The sequence below is a fragment of the Pseudomonas oryzihabitans genome, from assembly GCF_001518815.1.
Taxonomy (GTDB): Bacteria; Pseudomonadota; Gammaproteobacteria; order Pseudomonadales; family Pseudomonadaceae; genus Chryseomonas; species Chryseomonas oryzihabitans_E.
Window position 1 is genome coordinate 4,468,608 of record NZ_CP013987.1, and the last position, 20,125, is coordinate 4,488,732.

Consider the following 20,125-nt stretch of genomic DNA (forward strand, 5'->3'; position numbering starts at 1 on the left):
GCCAGGGCACTTCCAGCAATCGGCGCGGTCGCCTCAGCCCGCCGGGCAGATCGTATTGCCGTCGGCCACGAAGGCACGCGCCACCGGCTCGATGCGCTTGGCCAGGGCGCTCAGCGCCTGGCGATGCGCCGCGACGACCTCGGCATAGGAGCCGCCAGCGGGTTGGCTGATCCGGCTGCCGCAGGTAAGCACACGCTCGCCCCCGGGCTCGGCCAACCGCAGGGTCCAGAGCGCATCCTGCTGGACCCCACGCCCGGGCTGCGAATCGAAGCGCTGCAGGTCCACCTTGATGCGCAGCACCGGTGCGCCGCTGCCACGGGGGGCATCGCCCAGGTCCAGGGTGCCCAGGTCCTGGGACAGGTCGGCGGACAGGGCACTGCGGACCTCGTCGGCCAGAGGGGCGATCCAGCGCTCGTTTTCCAGGAGCGCGATGCCCTCGCCCTGGCGGATCACCAGCTGCGGCTGATCCACCTGCGGCGGGACCGAGACGCCCTGCAGCGCGAAGCGAAAGCTGGCCGCGTGACCACTGGCAGCGGGCTCCGCGGCGCTGGTGAGGGTGTGGTAGTTGAGCGGCGCCTTGGACGAACAGGCGGCCAGCAGCAGGGGCAGAGCCAGGCAGGTCAGGCGCTTCATTGCAGTTTTCCTTTGGCGGGATCGCGGGAGCCCGGCTCGAACTTGGGCGGCGGATCGGTCACCAGGCCGCGGATCAGGGATTCCGGATGGCGGCCCAGGTAGTCGCCGAACACGCGCAGGGAGCGCGCCATGCGCTGCATCTCTTCGAGCGTCTGGGTCAGGTTCTGCTGCACCGGCGAGTCGGTACCCAGACTCTGGCTGGCGCTGCCGGTGAGCTGCTGCACGCCCATCAGGGTGGTGGTCAGCTGCGGCAGGACGCCCGCGTTGAGCTGCTTGAGAGTGCCACTGAGCTGCGCCAGGCTGGTGTCGAGATTCTTGCCGATGGAATCGAAGGGAATCTTGTCGATCTTGTTGACGATGCCAGCCATCTGCTCCTGCAGGCGATCGAAACTGCCGGTGACGGTGGGAATCGACAGCGGCTTGGCCTTGGGATCGAAGGCCACCTTGGGCGCGTTGGGCACGAAGTCGACGGAGATGTACAGCTGACCGGTCAGCAGGTTGCCGGTACGGGCCTGGGCGCGCAGGCCGCGGGCCACCCAACCGGCGAACAGCTTGCCATCGCGGTCCTTGGTCTCGATGCGCTTGCCGACGTCACCCAATCGCTGGGGATAGATGACGGCGCCGACGATCAGCGAGAAGCGATCCTGGGCATCGTCGTAATCGGGGGTCAGGGAGACCACCCGGCCCACGTTCATGCCGAGGAATTCCACCGGCGCGCCGGTGGCGAGGCCACGCAGCGACTGCTGGAATCTCATGCGCACATAGATGGGCTCGCCGTCCGGCGGAGCCAGGGCGCTGGTCTGATCGTCGAACAGGGTGAAGCCCTGGTCTTCCTGGGCCGCCTCCGGGTCCTTCGGCCACTCCGGGGTGACGAAGGCGATGCCGCCCGCCACCACCGTGGCCAGCGACTGGGTGTTGAGCTTGAGTCCGGACGCGCTGAGCGAGACGTCGACCCCGCTGGCGTTCCAGAAGCGGCTATTGACGGTGACGAAGCGGTCGTAGGGCGAATCGACGAAGATCTGGGCGCTGACGCCCTTGCCGTCCGGGTTGAGGTGGAAGGACACCACCCGGCCGACCTGGATGCGCCGGTAATAGACCGGCGAGCCCACGTCCAGCGAGCCGATGTCGTCGGCGGTGACGATGAATCTCTTGCCCGAGGCGCCATGGATCAGCGCCGGTGGCTGCTCCAGGCCACGGAAGTCGCGATGGGATTCTGTGGAGTCGCCGATATCGGCGCCGATGAAGGCGCCCGACACCAGGGTGTCGACCCCCGAGACGCCATTCACGCCGAAGCGCGGCCGCACCACCCAGAAACGCGCGTCCTTGGTGGCGAAGCCCTCGGCGGACTTCTCCAGCTCGATGGTGGTGATCACCCGATTGCGATCCGGCGCCAGCTGGATGTCGCTGACGGTGCCGATCACCACGTTCTTGTACTTGACCTGGGTCTTGCCGGCTTCCAGGCCCTCGGCGGTAAGAAAGGTCACCGTGATGGTCGGTCCGCGCGAGGCCCAGCTGTGGATCACCATGGACAGCCCGATCAGGGCCGCCACGATGGGCACCAGCCAGATCAGCGATACGCTCCAGCGACTGCGGCGTACCTCGGGGGTAGGCGCCAGGGCGTCGGGTTCATGCCTGTCCGTCATCGTTCACCTCTGCATCCCAGATCAAGCGGGGATCGAAACTCATCGCGGCGAGCATCGTCAGCACCACCACGAAACCAAAGAACACGATGCCCAGGCGCGGCGCTGCCGAACTCAGGGCACCGAAATGCACCAGCGCCGAGACCAGGGCCACCACGATCACGTCGAGCATCGACCAGTAGCCGATCAGCTCGACGAAGCGATAGAGCCGGGCGCGCTGGGCGGTGGCCCAGTCGCTGCGCCTCTGGCAGGTCACCAGCAGGGTGCCGAGCACCAGGAACTTGATGGACGGCACCGCCACGCTGGCGATGAAGATGACCAGGGCAACGCCCCAGGAGCCGTTCTCCCAGAATTCGATCACCCCTTCGAGGATGGTGCTTTCCGTGCCGCGGCCCAGGGTACCGGTGAACATCACCGGCAGGGTATTGGCCGGGATGTAGAGGATGAGCGCGGCCAGCAGGTAGGCCCAGGTCTTGGCATAGACATTCGGCTTGCGCCGGTGCAGCGCCGAGCCGCAGCGCGGGCAGCCGGCCTTGTGGCGACGGGGCGCCGTGCAGACGTTGCCGCAGACATGGCACAGGCACAGGCCGAGCTCGTCGGCACGCGGCGGCAGCGGGGGCGCACTCATGGCTGGCGCGCTCCGACGGCGTCCCACAGCGGGTGCAGGTCGCGCTTGGCGATGATCAGCAGGACCACCATCAGTCCGACCATGCCGAACAGGCCCAGGCCCACCACCACGTGCAGCAGGCCGGCCAGCTTGATCACCGCCACCAGGGCGCCGAGCACGAAGACCTCGATCATGCTCCAGGGCCGCAGGTAATGCAGGGTCACCATGGCCGTGGCGAAACCGGGAGCGCGACGGCCGGCCTGGGCGAAGCCGAGCACCCAGAGCAGCAGCAGGATCTGCAGCAGCGGCACCACGAACAGGGTCATGGCCACCACCAGCGCCATGGGGCCGGCGAAGCCGCGACTCATGGCGATCACCGATTCCAGCAGGGTTGCCTCGCTGTGCAGGCCGCGAAAGCTCAGTTGCAGGATGGGGCCGACGTTGGCGATGACGAACAGCACCGCCGCAGCGATCGCCAGGGCCAGCAGGCCCTGGATGTCGAGGCGGCTGGCGCGATAGAGCAAGGCGCCGCAGCGCAGGCAATGCGCTCGCTCACCGACGGCGAGCGGCTCCAGGCGATGCACCGAATCGCAGTGCTCGCAGATCACCAGGCGCGTGCCAGCGGCAGGCGCGGAAGGGGATGTTGGCTGGACGGACATGAGGCTACCCGGGTGGCGCTCCTGGAGGGGGCTGCACGTTGGACGCGCGAGGCTCGCGGTCGTTACCGCAGGCCCATGACGACTGCCGGCCAAACGGCCCCGGCATCTTACCTACATCTACGGACGTATGCGCGAGTCGATGCCTCGGACAAGTATCAAAACTTTTTGATGCTTTTCTTGCGAGCCCAGGAGCGGGTCTCTAGACTAGCGCCCCTATGACCCCGCTACGTGTGCCGGCGCTCGGCCGAGACCCAGGTGACACCCTCGCCGCCCTGTGCAAGGCCGGCGGCGATCCCCTGCGCCTGAATGTCCTGCGCGCCCTGCACAGCGCCTCCTTTGGCGTGCTGGAGCTGGCGCAGATCTTCGCCACCGGCCAGTCCGGCATCAGCCACCACCTCAAGGTGCTGGCCCAGGCCCAGCTGGTGGCCACTCGCCGCGAGGGCAACGCCATCTTCTATCGTCGCGCCCTGCCCCGCCCCGGCAGCCTGGGCGGCGCCCTGCACGCCGCCCTGCTCGAGGAGGTGGATGCCCTGGCCCTGCCCAGTGCGGTGCAGACGCGCATCGGCGAGGTGCATGCCCAGCGCGCCGCGGTGAGTCGCGATTTCTTCGCCCGGGTGGCGGAAAAATTCCAGGCCCAGCAGGACCTCATCGCCAGTCTGCCGCAGTATCGCGACGGCCTGCTCAGCCTGCTGGACGCCCTGGCCCTGGATCCGCGTGGCTGCGCCCTGGAGGTGGGCCCGGGCGACGGCGCCTTCCTGCCGGACCTGGCGCGGCGCTTCGCCCGAGTGGTGGCGGTGGACAACAGCCCGGCCATGCTCGAACTGGCGCGTCAGCGCTGCCAGCGCGACGGCCTCGCCCATGTCGAACTGCAACTGGCCGATGCCCTCGCCGAGCCGCTGCCCCAGGCCGACTGCGTCGTCCTCAACATGGTCCTGCACCACCTGGCCGCCCCGGCGGAGGCCCTGCAGCAGCTGGCCCGCCGCGTGGCGCCGGGGGGCAGCCTGGTGATCACCGACCTCTGTCCCCACGACCAGACCTGGGCGCGTGCCGCCTGTGGCGATCTCTGGCTCGGCTTCGACCAGGACGAACTGGCGCGCTGGGCCCAGGCGGCCGGCCTGCAGGCGGGCGAGAGCCTCTACCTCGGCCTGCGCAATGGCTTTCAGATCCAGGTGCGCCAGTTCGCGCGCCCGGATCAGGGAAACACCCCGTCATGAGGCCAACTGGCCAGTGGCGGGCGGACCCGACGCTCAAGGGCGTCATGTCCAGCAAGGAAACTGCTGTCTCGACCGGCCTGCGGGCCCCTACCCCCTGGTAATTTAGGAACCATTCGATGAGCGAATATTCCCTGTTCACCTCCGAGTCCGTGTCCGAAGGCCATCCGGACAAGATCGCCGACCAGATCTCCGATGCCGTGCTCGACGCCATCATCACCCAGGACAAGCACGCCCGCGTGGCCTGCGAGACCCTGGTCAAGACCGGTGTGGCCATCGTCGCCGGTGAGGTCACCACCTCCGCCTGGGTCGACCTGGAGCAACTGGTCCGCGATGTCATCGTCGACATCGGCTACGACAGCTCGGACGTCGGCTTCGACGGCGCCACCTGCGGCATCGTCAACATCATCGGCAAGCAGTCGGTGGATATCGCCCAGGGCGTCGATCGCAGCAAGCCGGAAGACCAGGGCGCCGGTGACCAGGGCCTGATGTTCGGCTATGCCTGCAACGAAACCGATGTGCTGATGCCTGCGCCCATCACCTTCTCCCACCGTCTGGTGGAGCGCCAGGCCGAGGCACGCAAGTCGGGCCTGCTGCCCTGGCTGCGTCCGGACGCCAAGTCCCAGGTGACCTGCCGCTACGAAGGCGGCAAGGTGGTCGGCATCGACGCCATCGTGCTGTCCACCCAGCACAACCCCGAGGTCAAGTACGCCGACCTGCGCGAAGCCGTGATGGAGCTGATCGTCAAGCACGTCATCCCCGCCGAGCTGCTGCACAAGGACACCCAGTTCCACATCAACCCGACCGGCCAGTTCATCATTGGCGGCCCGGTGGGTGACTGCGGCCTGACCGGCCGCAAGATCATCGTCGACAGCTACGGCGGCATGGCCCGTCACGGCGGTGGCGCCTTCTCCGGCAAGGACCCGTCCAAGGTCGACCGCAGCGCCGCCTACGCCGGACGCTACGTGGCCAAGAACATCGTCGCCGCGGGCCTGGCCGATCGTTGCGAGATCCAGGTGTCCTACGCCATCGGCGTGGCTCAGCCCACCTCCATCTCGATCAACACCTTTGGCACCGCCAAGATCAGCGACGAGAAGATCGTGCAGCTGGTGCGCGAGCATTTCGACCTGCGCCCCTACGCCATCACCACCATGCTCGACCTGCTCCATCCGATGTACCAGGCCACCGCGGCCTACGGTCACTTCGGTCGTCATCCCCAGGAAATCACCGTGGGCGATGACACCTTCACCACCTTCACCTGGGAGCGTACCGACCGCGCCGCCGCCCTGCGCGCCGCTGCCGGCCTGTAAGACGCCTCCCGGTAAAAAGCCCCGCCACCGCTGGTGCCGGGGCTTTTTTCTGGGTCTGCCATCGGAATCCCAGCGCTTTCTTGCGCCAGTCCACAGGCTGGCATGCTCGATGCAACCTCTGGGCATCTGGTGGTCAGAATGCCTCGTCTTCTCCAGGAGTCTGCTTATCCATGTGGCTGTTCATCACCAACTTCGGCGATTCTTCGGTGATGCTTCCCTGCGCCGTCCTGATCGCACTCTGGCTGCTGGCCGGCCTGTCCGCGCGAGCGGCGTTGTTCTGGCTGCTGCTGTTTGGTGCCGCCGGCCTCGCGGTCGCCCTGTCGAAGATCGCCTTCTTCGGCTGGGGCCTGGGCATTCCCCGCCTGGATTTCACCGGCTTCAGTGGCCACTCCATGCTGGTGGGCAGCGTGCTGCCGATCCTTGGCTGGCTGCTGGCCAGTCGGGCGCGGCCGTCGCTACGGCTGACCGCAGCCGCCGTCGGCGCCGCTTGCGCCCTGCTCATCGCGGTCTCGCGGGTGGTGCTGGGCTATCACTCGATCTCGGAAGTGGTGACCGGCCTGCCCATCGGCTATGCCGCCAGTGGCGGTCTGCTCTGGCTGCTGCGTGGCCAGGAGGTCAATCTCAAGCCACGCCAGGCGGCCCTGGGTGCAAGCCTGCTACTCCTGCCGCTGCTGTTGCTGCATGGCACCAACGCGCCGACGCAACGGGTGCTGGAACGCCTGGCGGTGAAATTCGCCGACGAGCAGAAGCCCTGGACCCGCGCCCACCAGCGTGCCGGGGTCGCCCCCTTGCAGAACTGAGGCGCATCGCTCGGCGCGCGCAATAGATGACGCATTGGCTGGCGAATACAGGCAGGCCTCCTAGACTGGCAGAAGCCCTGCGTTTCCTGGGGTGAACGTCCGGGTCCTTCGGCCCCTCCTATTGAAGTCAGCCCTTGCCGCCGAGTCGTCCGCATGCGCTACTGCCTGTTCCTCTGCAGCCTGGTGCTCACCGGTCTGCCTGCGTCACCCGTGGCGGCTGCCGAGCCCTTGCGGCTCTATACCTGGGAAGGCTATTTCAGCGATACCCTGCTGCAGCACTGGGCCAAGAGCCATCCGCCGCTGCAGGAGATCCATTTCGACAGCAGTGACGTGCGCGACGCCACCCTGGCGCGCGGCGATGCCACGCTCGACCTGGTGGTCATCAACGAAGTCAGCGCCACCCGTCTCGGCCAGGACGGCCTGCTGACGCGCATCGAGCCACACAGGCTGCCGCACCTGGCAGAACTCGACCCGCGCTGGCGTCACAGCTGCGGCGACTATGCCGTACCCTACGTATGGGGCACCCTGGGGCTGCTCTACCGCAGTGATCGCCTGGCCAAGGCACCAGACTCCTGGCAATCACTGCTGCAACCCGCCCCCGCCCTGCGCGGCCACATCGCCATGGTCGAAGACCATGACGACCTGCTGGTCGCTCCCCTGATCACCCTGGGGGGCGCGATCAACAGCAGCGATCCCGACCTGCTCAGACGCAGTTTCGCCCTGCTCAAGGCTCAGGCACCGGCGGTGCTGACCTATCAGTACGTGGTCAGCGCCCTGCGCAATCCGGCCTACAGCGACCTCATCGACCTGGCGCTGGGCTACAGTGGCGATCAACACCTGCTCAATGCCACCACGCCCGGACAGCCCTGGCGCTTCGTCACGCCCCGCGAGGGTAGCCTGCTCTGGGTGGACTGCCTGGCGGTGCCGAGCAATTCCCCACATCAGGCTGCCGCCGAGCGCTTCATCGACTTTCTCAACGAGCCGCATAACGCCCTGCTGGCCACGGAGGAACTGCACCTGGGGACGCCCAACGCCGGTGCCGCGCGCCTGTTGTCGGCGGAGCTGCGCCAGGACCCCAGTCTGTTTCCTCCCGAAGACGTCCTCGCCCACAGTCAGCTCTTTCGCGAAGGTCCGCCAGATACCTTCCAGACCCGGCAACGTATCGGCAGTGCACTGGTGAGTCGCCATGAATCTCAATAGGCGCGTCCTGCTGCTGATCCTGCCGGTCGCCCTGCTCTGCAGCCTGACCCTGGTGGGACTGGGCTACACGGTGCAGCGCGAGGCGGTGATAGGGCTCGAACGCTCCCGGGTCAATCACGACCTGGCGGCGCTCGAAACCACCTATCGCGAGTACGATCAGTTCAGTCGCAATCTGCTCTATGCCCTGGCCAACAGCGCGGCGCTGGGCAACTTCCTGCGGCAGACCGACGTGCCCTATCGCAACGAAGCCCTGGGTACCCAGCTGCAACTGGCGGTCCAGCGACTGGTCGGCAACGATGCTCCCAGCCGCATCTCGCTGACGATCGCCCGACCGGACCTGAGCCTGGCCTACTACTACGAACGCAGCGATGATCCCTTCGCCCAGTTGGGCAGCCGGCAGCGGCAGCTGCTCGAACGCCTGGCGCGCGCGCCGGACGGCCCGCTGGAGCGTCGAGACTACCTGATCGACGAACAGGGCCAGTCGCTACTGGTGGCGACGACCGCGCTGCTGCCCAGTACGGCCGGGCCGCCTCTTCCAGGCCAGCGCGACCTGGCGATGACGCTGCAGTTGGCGGTCAGCCCGGAGCGGGTGGAAACCCTGCGGCGGACCCTCGAACAGACCTATGGCGCACCGCTGGAATTCTCTCGCACGCCGCCCGTACGGACTTCGGCATTCACGGCCGTCGAACGCCTGGCACCGGATCTCTATGTTCGTCTGAGTCCGGACCCACAGCACCTGCACGAGCAATTGCGCAGCCTGGCAGTGGCCTATTTCAGCGGCGGGCTGCTGGTGACCCTGGCCTGCATCCTGGTGCTGGTGATCCTCATTCGCCGCCATATCACCCTGCCCATCGCTCGCCTGGACAGCCAGCTCACCGAGGTCCTGGAAGGTCAGCGCCTGGCGCTCGAAGACAGCCGCGAGCCGGGCGAGATCGGCCATCTGGGCGCCAACATGAAGCGCCTGCACGACAACAACCTGGCCATCCTGGCGCAGCTGCGCACGGCCCTGCGCACCGACGTCCTGACCCAGATCGGCAACCGCCGCTACTTCCAGCTCATGGGCGAGTCCTGGCTGGCAGGAAAGCCGGATGGCCGTACCATCGCCCTGCTCTATTTCGGGCTCGACCATTTCAAGTCGGTGAACGACAGATTCGGCCACGAAGTGGGCGATGAATTGCTGCAGGCGATGGCCCGGCAGACGCAGCAGCTGCTCGCTGCCTATCAAGAGCGCAACGAAGTGGTCTTCACCCGTCTGGCTGGCGATGAGTTCGCCATCCTGCTGCGCGGATCGGCAGCGGCAACCGATGCCCTCGCCCTCGGTGAGGAACTGCAACGAAATTACGACAGCGGTACCCTGGTCGGCGAGCGGCGCTATGCCGTGACCCTGAGCATCGGCCTGGCCGCGCCCGAGGCCCCGCTGGACCTGGCCGACCTGCTGGCCCAGGCCGCCCTGGCCCTGGACCGGGCCAAGAGCGAAGGCGGCAATCGGCTGGTGCATTTCACTCCGGCGCTGGCCGCGCGCCAGCGTCGCCAGGATCTGCTGGACGAGTACCTGCGCCACCTCAACCCGGACGAGGAGTTTCACCTGGTCTACATGCCGGCGGTCGACAGTGCCGGTCAGGTACGCTCCGCCGAAACCCTGCTGCGCTGGAATTCGCCACGCCTCGGCGCCGTGTCGCCCGCGGAATTCATTCCCATCGCCGAGCGCCAGGGACATTTCCGCTGGATCGACCGCTGGGTCGTGGACCAGGCCTGTCGTGAGTATCCGGCCCTGCAGGAGATCCTGGGCAATGACTTGGTGCTGTCCGTCAACCTGTCGTCCGCGCAGCTGGACCAGGCCGATATCGTGCCCTACCTGCGCGAGCGGGTGCGCCACCACGGCGTCGATCCGGGCCACCTGGAGCTGGAATTCACCGAGACCTTCGCCGCCGAGCTGAACGAGCGCACCCTGGGGCTGCTGCACGAGCTGCGCGCCGAGGGCTTTCGCGTGGCCATTGATGACTTCGGCGTGGGCTACACCTCCATCCAGCAGGTCACCGACTATCCCGCCGACACCATCAAGTTCGACCGCCTGATCGTCGAACGCCTCAGCCAACCCGGGAACCAGGCCAGCCTGGATGCGCTGGTCGCCTTCTGCCATGCCCGCGACGCCCAGGTCATCGCCGAAGGCGTGGACACCGAGCAGAAGCAGCTCTGCCTGCACCAGGCCGGCTGCGATCTCCTGCAGGGCTTTCTGGTCTGCCCGCCGCGGCGACTGGACGAGCTGGGCGAATGGCAGCGCCAGCGACTGGGCAATCCCAGCCCGGTCTAGGGCTAAAGGGCAGCCCGCTGCCGCAAGGTCGGCGGGCTATCCCCGGGTTGGGCCCGTGCTTAGAAATCCAGCGACAGGCCCAGCCCTACGCCCTGCTGATGGGTATCACCCGCGCCGGCATAGCTGTAGCCGCCGCGCAGGGTCAGCTCCGGGGTCAGGCGCTGGACCACGCCCAGACTCAGGCGCGTACGGTCGCTGTCCGGCTGGTAGCCATCCAGGGTGTAGTCCAGACCCGGCACGCTGTTCAGGCGCATGGTCACATCGCGAGTGCCGTCGGCGAATTCCCGTTCGCGGCCCACATCGGCGAACAGCGCCGTGGCCGGTGCGAGTTGCCAGCGGCCCTGCAGGCCCAGCCCGAGGCGCCGCGAGGTGCTCGACTGGTCGTCGAACTCCAGCGCCGTGGCATCGCTGCCGCGCTCGCGATAGCCATCCACCTGGACGCGGGCATAGTCGGCGCTCACGTAGGGGCTCAGGTGCCAGGGACTGCCAGCCGCGGCCAGGTCATAGCCCAGGCGCGCCGAGAGGGCACGCAGATCACCATCGGTATCGCCCTGCTCGCTGCGCGTGGTCGGGCCGAGGGCGAAGCGCCGGCTCAGGTCGTCATAGTCCAGGCGGCCACCGGTGGCGGTGAGATCGCCCCAGAGGCGCTCGCCCTGGTACTGGGCGAAGGCGCTGAGCAGATAGCTGTTGAGGCGATAGTCGGAATCGGCCGCACCGGGCTCCAGGTGCTGCCGCGCGACCCCGGCGGCGACACCGAGGCGCCATTCCTCACTGAGTCGATAGCTGCCGCCCAGGTCCAGGCTGTAGCCGTTGCCATCGCCACCGGCGGTGCTGCGCTGGTCGTCGACGTCCAGCCGCCGCGCGCTGGTATCCACATAGCCCTGCCAGCGCCCCACCGGCTGCCAGGCGTGCCAGTCGCCCAGCCAGCGCTGGTGCAGGCCGTCCTGGTGCGCCCTCAGGGTGGACTGGGCCATCTCCGGCAGCAGGGTGACCTCCCAAGGCGCCGCCAGCAGCGAATAGGCGTAGTCGGCGATCAGCCGCTGCCCCGTGATGGTCGGGTGCACGCGATCGTTGAACAGCAGCTGGCTGGGATCGGCCGCGGCGGCGCCTAGCCCGTAGGTGGTATTGCGGGTGCAGTTGTCGCCACTGAAGCAGGTGCCGGTGAGATTCTGCCCGGTGGCCAGCCCATAGCGTCCGGGTTCCGCCACCACCTCGGCGAGCAGTTGTGGCACGTTGAGACCGATGATCTCCGCGTCGATGCCCGCCAGCCGCGTCACCAGGGCCTGGTTGTAGACCCGGCTCAGGGCCGAAGTGGCCGCCTGCTGCGGCGAACCGGCCAGGGCCGGGGTCTGGCCGATGTCGGGCAGCAGCCAGACCACCAGATGGCGGGCCCCGGCCTGCTGCAACGCAGCGACGCCGTCACCCAGACGATTGGCCGCGGCCGCGGCGGTCGCCGGCGAGGTGACCAGCCCTTGGAGGAAGTCGTTACCGCCACCGCTGATATAGAACAGGGTGTTGGGATCCAGGCTCAACCCCTGGCTGGCAAGACCGGGCAGATAGCCATCGCGGCTGCGCAGGGTCAGGCCGCCAACCGCCACCGTCGAGCCGTTGGCGGCGGTGATCGAATCGCGGATCTGCGCCGTGGTGTAGCCACCCACCGCCCAGTTGTCGCCGTCGCTGAGCCCCAGCAGCCGATTGATCACCGAGGTCGAGGCGTCCAGAGTGCGGGCATCGAAGCCCAACTGCTGGCCAAGCAGGATCGAGGACACCGGGCCGGTCACCGCGCCGCTCGCCGGGCTGTAGCCGGGGCCGACACGATTGGTGAACCTGAGGCTGGCGCCATTGACCCCGGTATCGGGAAATTGCCCGGCGTCCAGCAGGCTGTCGCCGAACACGGTGAAGCCACTGTAGGGATTGGGAGCCGCCTGCACGGTTGCCGCGAGCGTCGTCGCCAGGGCGATGGCCAGCGGCAGGCGTTGCCTGAGGAAAGATGTCATGCCTGCATCCTGATTGTTGTTATGGAAACACGCGTCAGGGCGTGTAGCCCCACGCTAGACGGTTTTTGTGACGTTGTATCTGGGTGTGAACAAAAACTTGCAAGACGTTCATGCCGTCTGGACGGCATGCCAGACGGCTGTCGATAGTTCGACTAGGGCGGCCCGCCATGACTGTCGAGTCTGCTGATCAACCAGTGGCAGCACTCATGGGGTGATGACGCTGAGCGTCCGCTCGAATAGCACCCTCTCCCTCTGGGAGAGGGTTGGGGTGAGGGTTTCTGACAGCGAACCCCAGTGGAAAAGGCTGCGCCGTTTTCCACGCTAAGATTTTCTCCGGGCGATGACGCTGAGCACCCGCTCGGATAGCCCCCTCTCCCCCAGGGAGAGGGTTGGGGTGAGGGTCCCTTGCCAGTGAGCCCCTAGTGGAAAAGGCTGCACCGTTTTCCACGCTACGGTTTTCTCCGTGGCGACGGCGCTGAGCGCCCGCTCGTATAGCACCCTCTCCCTCTGGCAGAGGGTTGGGGTGAGGGAACGGCGAGATCCCTATCCCGCCAGCTACCTCACTGCCCCAGCTTGCCGGCCTCGCAGCCGGTGCTGGCGCACTCGCGCAGACGCTCCTTGAGCGTCTCCACACGGCTTTCGGTCAGGCTGACGGCGCAGTCCAGGTTGACGAAGTAGCCATCGGCCTCCTCGCGGGCGCACTGGCTGTCGCGCTGCTTGATCCAGGCGAGTTGCCCCTGCTTGAGCAGCGCCTGCTGATCGGCCGGCAGTTGCTTGCGCAGTTCGCCATAGGTCTGATTCAGCGACTTGTCGCTCTGGGCGAACAGGGTGCTCGCGCAGTAGACGGTGTCGAAGGCGTTACGGGGCGTCCCGCACCCGGCGGCTTGGGCATTGGCGAGCGCGAAGAGACTCGCCAGCGTCAGGGTGGCGACAAGGGTGGGTTTCAACATGGCAGCATCCTGCAAGGGGGCCGTCCGGAGTGGCGCGGCCATGAGACCAAAGCTAGCAGAGCCGCCGGTTGCGCGCGTGGCGCCTGCTGAAAAACAGCCAACAAAAAAGCGCCCGAAGGCGCTTTCCTGTACTACCCGAGCGGGATCAGACCTTGGAGCGCTCGAAGCGCTTGCGGTCGTTCTCGTTCAGGTACTTCTTGCGCAGGCGGATGGACTTGGGCGTCACTTCCACCAGCTCGTCGTCGGCAATGAATTCCAGCGCCTGCTCCAGGGTGAACTTGATCGGCGGCACCAGGGCGATGACTTCGTCCTTGCCCGAGGCGCGCATGTTGTCCAGCTTCTTGCCCTTGGTGGGGTTGAGCACCAGGTCGTTGTCACGGCTGTTGATGCCGCACAGCTGGCCTTCATAGATCTCGTCGCCCGGAGCCAGGAACAGCTTGCCGCGGCTCTGCAGGGTTTCCAGCGAGTAGGTCAGCGCGGTACCGGTGGCCATGGAGACCAGCACGCCGTTCTGACGGTTGCTCACTTCACCGGCCTTGATCGGGCCGTAGTGGCTGAAGGTCGAGGTCAGGATGCCGCTGCCCGAGGTCAGGGTCAGGAAGTTGTTACGGAAGCCGATCAGGCCACGCGCCGGGATGGTGTACTCCAGGCGGATACGACCCTTGCCGTCGGGGATCATGTTGGTCAGATCGCCCTTGCGCAGACCCATCTGCTCCATCACCGAGCCCTGGTGCTGCTCTTCGATGTCGATGGTGACGTTCTCGTAGGGCTCCTGCTTCACGCCGTCCTTCTCGATGATCACCACTTCCGGACGGCCCACGGCCATCTCGAAGCCTTCGCGGCGCATGTTCTCGATCAGTACCGACAGGTGCAGCTCTCCACGGCCGGAGACCTTGAACTTCTCGGCCGACTCGCCCGGCTCGACGCGCAGGGCCACGTTGTGCAGCAGCTCCTTGTCCAGACGGTCCTTGATGTTGCGGCTGGTGACGAACTTGCCTTCACGACCGGCGAAGGGCGAGTCGTTGACCTGGAAGGTCATGCTCACGGTGGGCTGGTCGACGGTCAGCGGCGGGCGGGCTTCGACGTTCTGCGGATCGCACAGGGTGTCGGAGATGAACAGCTCGTCCATGCCCGAGACGCAGACGATGTCGCCGGCTTCGGCTTCGGCCACTTCCACGCGCTGCAGGCCGGAGTGGCCCATGATCTTGAGGATACGACCGTTGCGCTTGCTGCCGTCGTCGCTGATGGCCACGACCGGGGTGTTGGCCTTGATGCGGCCACGGGCGATACGGCCGATGCCGATCACGCCCAGGAAGCTGTTGTAGTCCAGCTGGGAGATCTGCATCTGGAAGGGACCGTCCAGATCGACCTGGGGGGCCGGAACGTGGTCGACGATGGCCTGGAACAGGGCATCCATGTTGTCGTCCATCTTCTCGTGGTCCATGCCGGCGATGCCGTTCAGGGCACTGGCGTAGACGATCGGGAAGTCCAGCTGCTCATCGGTGGCGCCGAGGTTGTCGAACAGGTCGAAGATCTGGTCGATGACCCAGTCCGGACGCGCGCCGGGACGGTCGATCTTGTTGACCACCACGATCGGACGCAGGCCGGCCTTGAAGGCCTTCTGGGTCACGAAGCGGGTCTGCGGCATGGGGCCGTCCTGGGCGTCGACCACCAGCAGCACGGAGTCGACCATGGACATCACGCGCTCCACCTCGCCACCAAAGTCGGCGTGGCCGGGGGTGTCGACGATGTTGATGTTGTAGTCCTTCCACTTCAGCGCGGTGTTCTTGGCCAGGATGGTAATGCCACGTTCCTTTTCCTGGTCGTTGCTGTCCATCACCCGCTCGTTTTCCGCTTCTTTGCGGTCCAGGGTGCCGGACAGGCGCAGCAGCTTGTCGACGAGGGTGGTCTTGCCATGGTCGACGTGCGCGATGATGGCGATGTTGCGTAGATTCTCGATCACAGTGGTGTTCTCGGTATAGAAATGAAGGAGCTTCAGCCAGCAGGCTGACAGCCGGAGATTGCAAAGGCGCGAAACGCGGCCGACCGGTATGTGGCCGGCGGCTAGGAGAGGTCGGGAGGGCGGTGGCGGATACTGCCACCCAACAGGCCCGGCTGCTTAGGCCGGACGATAAACGCGCACATTGGCGTGCCCTTCGGTGAGCAGGTGATGGGCATGCAGCCGGCTCATCACCCCGCGGTCGCAATAGAGAAGGTACTGGCGATTCTCGTCCAGTTCCTTGAAACGGCTGTTCAGCGCGAAGAACGGCATGGTCTGCACCTCGATGCCGGGCAGCTCCAGCGGCAGGTCTTCCTGGGCGTCGGGATGGCGAATGTCCACCACGATCTGCCCGGGCAGCGGCTGGTCCACCTCTTCCACCTGCACGTCCTTGCCCAGCTCCTCGATCACCTTGTCGACGGTGATGAAGCGGGCGCGCTCCAGCGCGGCGTCGAGCACCGCCATGTCGAACTTGCCTTCCTCGTGCTCCACCCGCAGGGCCTTGGCCTTGGTGGTGGGATTCACCGAGATGATGCCGCAGTACTCGGGCATGTGCTTGGCGAAGTCGGCGGTGCCGATGCGCTGGGCGGTATCGATGATGTCCTGCTTGTGGCTGGCCAGCAGCGGGCGCAACACCAGGGTATCGGTGGCCTTGTCGATCACCGCCAGGTTGGTCAGGGTCTGGCTGGAGACCTGGGAGACGGCTTCGCCGGTCACCAGCGCCTCGATCTGCAGCTGCTCGGCGATGCGACTGGCCGCACGCAGCATCATGCGCTTGAGGATCACGCCCATGTGGCTGTCGTCGCACTGGGTGAGGATCTGCCCCACCACTTCCTCGAAGGGCACGCTGATGAACAGTACCCGCTGGGAGCGCCCGTACTTCTCCCAGAGATAGTGGGCCACTTCCATCACGCCCAGCTCGTGGGCCCGCCCGCCGAGATTGAAGAAGCAGAAATGGCTGACCATCCCGCGCCTCATCATCTGGTAGGCGGCCACGGTGGAGTCGAAGCCGCCGGACATCAGCACCAGCACCTGCTCCAGGGCGCCCAGCGGATAACCGCCCAGGCCTTCGTGATGCTCGTCGATGATGAACAGCTGCTGGTCGCGAATCTCCAGGCGGACGTTCACCTCGGGATTCTTCAGGGCAATGCCGGCGCCGCCGCAGCGCTCGCGCAGGCCGCCGCCGACATAACGCTCCACGTCCATCGAGGAAAAGTCGTGTCGACCGGCGCGCTTGCAGCGTACCGAGAACACCTTGCCGCGTACCCGCTCACCGAAGTGGCGCTCGCACAACGAAAGGATGGTCTCGAAGTCACCCAGCGGATACTCGTGCACCTCGAGGAACTGGCCGATGCCAGGGGTGCAGGCCAGGCGCTGCTTCATGTCCGCCAGCACCCGTGGCTCGCTGATCGCAGTCTCGAGCGAGATGTTGTCCCAGACCCCCTCCACGCGGACATCCGGATCCAGATCGCGCAGCACGACACGAATGTTCTTCACCAGTTGGCGAATGAAATTCTTGCGCACCGGGCGACTCTTGATGGTGATTTCCGGAAAGACCTTGATGATGAGCTTCATGAGCGGGAAACGGGGGGCGGGTAACGCGAAAGAAAAGGGCGAATATCATACCTGAAAACCATCGAGCACTCGAATTCAACCGACAAAATCACCTCTGGCGCCATTTGAGTGCAGAGACGGATTTTGATGCACTATTTTGGTGCAAGGATACGGCCTCGACTGGCCTGAAAACGGCATGGGAGGCGTCAGGAAGGCCCTCCAGCCCATTTGGGGGCACTGGCATACAACTTGCTCTCTTGTGAGGCAGCCGCCCCTGGGCCAGCATAGGGCGCTTTTCGTGGAACGCCGGTCATGGACCAGGCAATACGGGAGCGCCCCTCAAGGGCACAGCTGATACCGGGAGTACCGCCAACCGCTCCCGGCCGAAATTCCTCTGGAGGAAACCATGTCGAAGGCTGTTCAACTGATCAAAGAAAACGACGTGAAGTGGGTAGACCTGCGCTTCACCGACACCAAAGGCAAGCAGCAACACGTCACCATGCCGGCGCGTGACGCGCTGGACGAAGACTTCTTCGCCCACGGCAAGATGTTCGACGGCTCCTCCATCGCCGGCTGGAAAGGCATCGAAGCCTCCGACATGATCCTGCTGCCCGACGACAGCACCGCCGTTCTGGATCCCTTCACCGAAGAGCCGACCCTGATCCTGGTCTGCGACATCATCGAACCCTCCACCATGCAGCCCTACGAGCGCGACCCCCGTGGTATCGCCCGTGCTGCCGAGGAGTACCTGAAGTCCACCGGCATCGGCGACACCGTGTTCGTCGGCCCGGAGCCCGAGTTCTTCATCTTCGACGAAGTGAAGTTCAAGTCGGACATCTCCGGCTCCATGTTCAAGATCTTCTCCGAGCAGGCCTCCTGGAACACCGACGCCGACTTCGAGTCCGGCAACAAGGGCCACCGCCCGGGCGTCAAGGGCGGCTACTTCCCCCTGCCGCCGGTCGACCATGACCACGAAATCCGTACCGCCATGTGCAACGCCCTGGAAGAGATGGGCCTGGTCGTGGAAGTTCACCACCACGAAGTGGCGACCGCTGGCCAGAACGAGATCGGTGTGCAGTTCAACACCCTGGTCAAGAAGGCCGACGAGACCCAGACCCTGAAGTACGTCGTGCACAACGTGGCCGATGCCTACGGCAAGACCGCCACCTTCATGCCCAAGCCCCTGTACGGCGACAACGGCTCCGGCATGCACGTGCACATGTCCATCTCCAAGGATGGCAAGAACACCTTCGCTGGCGAAGGCTATGCCGGCCTGTCCGACACCGCCCTGTATTTCATCGGCGGCATCATCAAGCACGGCAAGGCGCTGAACGGTTTCACCAACCCGTCCACCAACAGCTACAAGCGTCTGGTGCCCGGCTTCGAAGCACCGGTCATGCTGGCCTACTCGGCCCGTAACCGTTCCGCCTCCATCCGTATCCCCTATGTGTCGAGCCCGAAAGCCCGCCGCATCGAAGCCCGCTTCCCGGATCCGGCTGCCAACCCCTACCTGTGCTTTGCCGCCCTGCTGATGGCCGGCCTGGACGGTATCCAGAACAAGATCCACCCCGGCGATGCCGCCGACAAGAACCTGTACGATCTGCCGCCGGAAGAAGGCAAGAAGATCCCGCAGGTCTGCGGCAGCCTGAAGGAAGCCCTGGAAGCCCTGGACGCCGGTCGTGCGTTCCTGACCAAGGGCGGCGTCTTCACCGACGAGTTCATCGATGCCTACATCGAGCTGAAGTCCGAGGAAGAGATCAAGGTGCGTACCTTCGTGCACCCGCTGGAATACGATCTGTACTACAGCGTCTGATCCCGCTGCGGTAAGCGAAAGGCCTCCCTCGGGAGGCCTTTTCTTTGCGCCACGAAAAGCCGTCGCGACCGACGCAGCGCCACGCACGCCAAGTTGCCTACCGGCGCACGCGGCGCGCCTGCTACCCTTGGTATCCATCGCCCGGCCGAGATCCTGCCATGCCTCGCCTGCTTGCCTGCTGTCTGCTCTGCCTCGCCTGCTCCGCCCAGGCCGCGATCTACAAGTCGGTGGATGCCGAAGGCAACACGGTGTTCAGCGACCAGCCCTCGGCCAATGCCAAGCCCGTGCAGGTGGCGCCCACCAATACCGTGGACAATCCGCGACCGGCGCCGCCCATCCCCAATGCCCCCACGCCGTCGACACCCGCGGGCCCGGCCTTCAGCCGCCTGGAGGTCAATGTGCCCGACGATGAGGCCATCCGCGCTAACAACGGTACCTTCTCGGTGGGCGTGTCCGTGGAGCCGGGCCTGGGCCCGGGGCAGTCGCTGCAACTGCTGGTGGATGGCGCGCCCTATGGCAGCCCCGGTCAGAGCACCCGCTTCGGCGTGGCCAACCTGGAGCGTGGTGAGCACCGCTTCGCCGCCCAGGTGCTGTCCGGCACGGGCGAGGTGATCCAGACCAGTGCCGAGAAGACCGTTACCGTGCAGCGCATCAGCGTCAACAGCCCGGCCCGCTGATGCGTTCGCTCCTGACCCTGTTGCTGCTGTGCCTGCTGCTGCCTGCCCAGGCGGCGGTCTATAGCTACGTCGACAAGGAAGGCAATCGGGTCTACACCGATCAGCCGCCCAAGGGCGTGAAGGCTACGCCGGTGCCACTGAGCACGCCCAACAACCTCAACCAGCAGGGCCAGCCGACCCGCAAGCTGAGTCCGACTCCCACCGCGCCGGTGGCCAGGACGCCCAAGGCCGCGCCCTTCCGCTACCAGATGCTGCGCATCCTGGTACCCGAGCCCGACGCCACGGTGATCGATCAGCAAGGGCAGCTCATCGTCAGCCTGGTCAGCGAGCCGGAGCTGCAGCCGGGTCACAGCTACCGGCTGCTGGTGGATGACAGGGAAGCCGGCGTCGGGCGCAGTCCGGTGTTTCCCCTGGACAACCTGGATCGTGGCACCCATAGCCTGGTGGCGGAGATCCTCGCCGCCGACGGCAATGTGCTGGAGCGTACGCCGGCCCAGCCCTTTCACCTGCGGCGTCCCTCCCTGGAGCAGAAGCGCCGCGCCCATCCCTGCACCGACAAGGATTGGGGCAAACGTCCGGAATGTCCGCTGGACATGAAACCGCCCGAAGCCAAGAAATCCTGGCTACCTTTCCTCTAGCGCACCTCTTTGGTGCGCTTTTTGTCCATGCACCATCTTGATACAAATCCTGCAGGGACTACCGGCCCGCGCGGCGGCTGTTAGTGCACGTTGCAGGCATCTGCCCTAACTCGGGGCGTCTTGGTT

Annotated in this window: 16 protein-coding genes; 8 read left to right on the plus strand and 8 right to left on the minus strand. The window is 66.0% G+C overall.

What is annotated here, in order from left to right:
* Positions 1 to 33 precede the first annotated feature (33 nt).
* The 4 genes from APT59_RS20395 to APT59_RS20410 are packed head-to-tail and all read right to left on the minus strand — an operon-like array spanning position 34 to position 3,539.
* On the minus strand, positions 34 to 633 hold the full coding sequence (locus APT59_RS20395) for a PqiC family protein (RefSeq protein WP_059316508.1): 600 nt from the start codon (positions 631 to 633) through the stop codon (positions 34 to 36).
* Complete coding sequence (locus tag APT59_RS20400; protein WP_059316509.1) at positions 630 to 2,276, minus strand: intermembrane transport protein PqiB; 1,647 nt, start codon at positions 2,274 to 2,276, stop codon at positions 630 to 632. Before APT59_RS20400 ends, APT59_RS20395 begins: the two co-directional genes overlap by 4 nt.
* Positions 2,260 to 2,901, minus strand: a complete 642-nt coding sequence (locus tag APT59_RS20405) for a paraquat-inducible protein A (protein WP_059316510.1) — start codon at positions 2,899 to 2,901, stop codon at positions 2,260 to 2,262. The genes APT59_RS20400 and APT59_RS20405 overlap by 17 nt, the downstream gene beginning before the upstream one ends.
* Positions 2,898 to 3,539 (minus strand): paraquat-inducible protein A, encoded by a 642-nt coding sequence (locus APT59_RS20410; protein ID WP_059316511.1) that lies wholly within the window; start codon positions 3,537 to 3,539, stop codon positions 2,898 to 2,900. Before APT59_RS20410 ends, APT59_RS20405 begins: the two co-directional genes overlap by 4 nt.
* Positions 3,540 to 3,754: 215 nt before the next feature.
* Between APT59_RS20410 and APT59_RS20415 the strand changes: the two genes are divergently transcribed.
* The 5 genes from APT59_RS20415 (at position 3,755) to APT59_RS20435 (ending at position 10,371) form a co-directional block, all read left to right on the plus strand.
* The gene (locus APT59_RS20415) at positions 3,755 to 4,753 is read left to right on the plus strand and encodes an ArsR/SmtB family transcription factor (protein ID WP_059316512.1); all 999 of its coding nucleotides are present in this window, start codon (positions 3,755 to 3,757) and stop codon (positions 4,751 to 4,753) included.
* Between the two features lie 116 nt (positions 4,754 to 4,869).
* Positions 4,870 to 6,060, plus strand: a complete 1,191-nt coding sequence (gene metK, locus APT59_RS20420) for a methionine adenosyltransferase (RefSeq protein WP_059316513.1) — start codon at positions 4,870 to 4,872, stop codon at positions 6,058 to 6,060.
* Positions 6,061 to 6,230: 170 nt separating this feature from the next.
* Positions 6,231 to 6,860 (plus strand): phosphatase PAP2 family protein, encoded by a 630-nt coding sequence (locus APT59_RS20425; RefSeq protein WP_059316514.1) that lies wholly within the window; start codon positions 6,231 to 6,233, stop codon positions 6,858 to 6,860.
* A 153-nt stretch (positions 6,861 to 7,013) separates the two neighbouring features.
* A complete protein-coding gene (locus APT59_RS20430; protein WP_059316515.1) occupies positions 7,014 to 8,060 on the plus strand; it encodes a polyamine ABC transporter substrate-binding protein in 1,047 nt (348 codons plus the stop codon).
* Positions 8,047 to 10,371 (plus strand): putative bifunctional diguanylate cyclase/phosphodiesterase, encoded by a 2,325-nt coding sequence (locus tag APT59_RS20435; RefSeq protein ID WP_059316516.1) that lies wholly within the window; start codon positions 8,047 to 8,049, stop codon positions 10,369 to 10,371. The genes APT59_RS20430 and APT59_RS20435 overlap by 14 nt, the downstream gene beginning before the upstream one ends.
* Before the next feature lie 59 nt (positions 10,372 to 10,430).
* On the opposite strand, the gene APT59_RS20440 is transcribed toward APT59_RS20435, so the two are convergent.
* From APT59_RS20440 to thiI, 4 genes are all read right to left on the minus strand, one after another.
* A complete protein-coding gene (locus tag APT59_RS20440) occupies positions 10,431 to 12,368 on the minus strand; it encodes an autotransporter domain-containing SGNH/GDSL hydrolase family protein (RefSeq protein WP_059316517.1) in 1,938 nt (645 codons plus the stop codon).
* A gap of 560 nt (positions 12,369 to 12,928) precedes the next feature.
* Positions 12,929 to 13,318, minus strand: a complete 390-nt coding sequence (locus APT59_RS20445) for a lysozyme inhibitor LprI family protein (RefSeq protein ID WP_059316518.1) — start codon at positions 13,316 to 13,318, stop codon at positions 12,929 to 12,931.
* Positions 13,319 to 13,463: 145 nt separating this feature from the next.
* The gene (typA, locus tag APT59_RS20450; protein WP_059316519.1) at positions 13,464 to 15,281 is read right to left on the minus strand and encodes a translational GTPase TypA; all 1,818 of its coding nucleotides are present in this window, start codon (positions 15,279 to 15,281) and stop codon (positions 13,464 to 13,466) included.
* A gap of 156 nt (positions 15,282 to 15,437) precedes the next feature.
* Entirely contained in the window at positions 15,438 to 16,892 is a 1,455-nt protein-coding gene (gene thiI / locus APT59_RS20455; RefSeq protein ID WP_059316520.1) for a tRNA uracil 4-sulfurtransferase ThiI, read from the minus strand.
* Between the two features lie 385 nt (positions 16,893 to 17,277).
* Between thiI and glnA the strand changes: the two genes are divergently transcribed.
* From glnA to APT59_RS20470, 3 genes are all read left to right on the plus strand, one after another.
* Positions 17,278 to 18,684, plus strand: a complete 1,407-nt coding sequence (glnA, locus tag APT59_RS20460; RefSeq protein ID WP_059316521.1) for a glutamate--ammonia ligase — start codon at positions 17,278 to 17,280, stop codon at positions 18,682 to 18,684.
* A 158-nt stretch (positions 18,685 to 18,842) separates the two neighbouring features.
* Positions 18,843 to 19,361 (plus strand): DUF4124 domain-containing protein, encoded by a 519-nt coding sequence (locus tag APT59_RS20465; RefSeq protein WP_059316522.1) that lies wholly within the window; start codon positions 18,843 to 18,845, stop codon positions 19,359 to 19,361.
* A complete protein-coding gene (locus APT59_RS20470; protein ID WP_059316523.1) occupies positions 19,361 to 19,999 on the plus strand; it encodes a DUF4124 domain-containing protein in 639 nt (212 codons plus the stop codon). The genes APT59_RS20465 and APT59_RS20470 overlap by 1 nt, the downstream gene beginning before the upstream one ends.
* Positions 20,000 to 20,125: the final 126 nt, after the last annotated feature.